General features: G+C 74.0%; 1 protein-coding gene. It reads right to left on the reverse strand.

Annotated features, from left to right (window positions below; genetic code table 11):
• Nucleotides 1-3119 (reverse strand): hypothetical protein (locus ACXRVZ_RS27445; RefSeq protein WP_458233115.1); only part of this gene is annotated, 3119 nt, incomplete at both ends.

Here is a 3119-nt window from a genome sequence, read left to right on the forward strand (position 1 = left end):
ATCCAGCGGGCCCTGGCGGCGCAGGCCCACGGTGGACCAGCCACCGCCGCTGACGGGCAGGCCGGCGCGCAGCGCGCCGGCAAAGTCGGCCGGCAGCGGCGGCGGGCTGCCGGCGGCGGCCTGGGCCAGCAGCAGCAGCACGACGGCGCCGGTGCAGGCGTCGGCGCCGGTGTTCTGCACCTGCACATGCACGCGGTTGAGCACGCCCGAGGCGTGCGTGGCGACCTGCGCGCTGCGGTCCGTCAGCGCCGCAAAGCCGATATGGTCCAGGCCCAGATTGGGTGACGACTGGTAGGCGCCGGCCACCGGTGCGTCGACGACGATGTCCGGGCTGGCGGCGGCGGCCACCGCGTTGCCGAGGTGGTCGCGCCGGTTGGCATAGGTGGTGGCGGCCAGGCCGCGGTCCAGCAGCGTGTCGCGCACCAGCAGGCGCACGCGCGCCACCGGGCCCGGCGGCAGCTGGCGCTCATAGGTGCCCCGGCCGTGGGTGGACACGCGCAGCGTGTTGCCGGGCAGGGCCTCCAGGTCCAGCAGCGGCGCATCGGGCAGGCCGTCGCCGGCCGGGTTCCAGGTGGCGCCCAGGTCGGTGCTGCGCCACAGGCCGATGTCGGCCGCCACATAAAGGTCGCCGGCCACGCTGGCAATGGCGTTGTGGTTGACGTCCAGCAGGCTGTGCAGGGCGTCGCCGGCGCGCAGCGTCCAGGTGGTGGCGGTGACATTGCCGGCGCCGTCCAGCGTGAACGTGCAGCGCCACACGCGCTGGCGTGCGGCCGTGCCGCCGACGCAGGCGTAGAAGGTGGTGGCGCTGCCCGCCGGGTCGCGGCACAGGCCGGTGACGGCCGGTGCCGGCGGCTTGACGGTGCCCACGTCGGGCGGCACGGGCAGCGGCCACACGCCTTGCGCCAGCCGCTGCGGGCCGCGCCAGGCGCCGCCGTTGCGTTCATACAGGAAGCATTCGCCCTGGTTGGTGCCGGCGACGATGCGGTCGTGGCTGAGGAACAGGATGGCGACGATGACCTGGGTCACGACAAAAGAACCCGCTGGCGTGCGAGTCGCGAACGCGTCGGCCGCCGTGTTGCTCGGCAGCGATACCCAGTCGCCCAGGGTGCTGGCTCCTAACGGTGTGCCGCCGAAGGCATCGGTCAGCCACAGGCGGTTGCCGCCGACGGCCACACGGTTGGCCTGTGCGACTTTGGCGATGTCGGTCTCGGGCGGCGAGCCAACCATGGGCACGTAGAACGCGAAGTTGGCCGAGACGTCGTTGACGTCGATCTCCGTCGCGGCACCCGTGCCGCTGGCCGCAAAGCGATACAGCGTGCGGTCCGTGTAGCTGATGAGCACGCGCGGCGCCACGCCGTTGAGCACATCGCCCCAGTGCCACACCGCCGACCCGCTGTCGCCCTGCAGCACCATGCGCCAGCCCGGCGTGCCCAGGCCCAGCGCGGCGCCGTTGTCCTGCGTGGACAGCAGCAGCAGCGCCGGCTCGGCGGGGTGGGAGTCGACGCTGTTGCCAGACAGCGTGTTGAGCCCGCGGTTCAGCGCCACGAAGCGCGCGCCGGGCTGGTCCCAGCCGTCGCAGCGGAACAGGCCGCCGTCGTTGCCGGTCCAGAGCTGGTTGCGGTCGCCCGGGGTGAAGACGAGGCGGTGCACGTCGGCATGGGCACGCGCGCCGATGTAGGTGGCGGCCAGCGTCCAGTTGGCGCCGTTGGGTGCAACCGTGCAGGCCCAGATCGACGAGAACCAGTTGCCCGTGGGCGGGGGCGCGAGCGCGTCGGCATCGGCCTTCACCGTGGCGCCGCCCAGCACGATGGCGTTGACGTTGCCGGGGTCCACCGCCAGCGCCAGGTCGTACCAGCCCTGGGTGCCGATCCAGGTGTTGCCATACAGGTCCACCGGCATCGGGCCTATCGTGCCCCAGCGCGCCGGGCCGGCGTCCCAGCGGAAGGCGGCGCCGTTGCGGCGGATCAGGTAGAGGACGCTGGGGTCGTCCTCCTTGGTGGCGATGGTGCAGCGCTGGCCGGCCACCACGCCGCCCGGCAGCGCCGCCAGCGGCATGAACACCGGCTGGCCGGCCGTGAACGTCGCGTCGCCGCTGGTGAGGCTGTAGACCTGGCCGCCATCGGTCACTGCAAAGAAGGTCGTGATGCCGCCGGTGGCCGCCAGTGCCACGCCGGTGACGCGCAGGTTGTCGCTCGCGGCCGTCGCCGCGCCGCCCACCACCGTGGTGGCGAACCACAGCCGCCGCCAGCGAAAGCCACCTTCGCCATCGGCCTCGCGCAGGAAGGCGCCGGCCGACGTGGCCGCCAGCGCGCGCTCGGGCGCATCGGGGTCCACCACCACGCCGTAGCAGCCGGCACCTTGCAACAGCGCACCGGTCTGCAGCGCTGCGGCCGGCGGGATCACGGCCGGCAGCACCACCGGCCCGGTGAAGACGGTGTCCTCGCGCAGCCAGTTGCGGCCGCCGTCCAGCGACACCAGCAGGCCGATGCCGAAGTAGGCGTCCAGGTTGCCGAAGGGCTCGCCGGTGCCGACGAAGACGCGCTCGGGGTGGTCGGGGTGGATGGCCACCGCCGGACAGGCCAGCGTGGTGCTGCTCAGCACCGCCGGGTCGAGGTCGAAGGCCTCCATGCAGGAGCGCCAGCTCGCACCGGCATCGTCGCTGCGCCAGACGCCGCCGTTGGCGGTGCCGATGTAGACCCGGTCGCCATGGCGCGACACCGCCACGCCCGGCGTGCGCCCGGCCACCGGCGGGCCGCCCTGGGCCAGGCCGTTGAGCATGGGCGCCGGGCCGATGGGCAGGAAGCGGCCGGGCGTGATGGTCGGGCCGCTGGCCGCCACYGGCACCAGCGCGTCCACCGTGATGTGGCGCAGCGCCACCTGCCGCAGCGCATCGGCCGCGGCGCTGGCGTCGCTCTCGTCGCTGATGAGCGGGTCGTCGGCGTGGTGCACGGCGATGAACAGCGTGTGCGCGCCCAGCCCCGGCAGCAGCGTCGACGGCAGCGCCACGGTGGCCACCTGCGGGTGGCCGGGTCGCAGGTCGGACACGGTGCTGAAGCCCACCGTGCGCCAGCCGCCGGCGCCCACCGGCTGGCCGCGCCGCAGCTGTGCCGCCCAGCCCA

Source organism: Roseateles sp. P5_E8 (genome assembly GCF_054177665.1).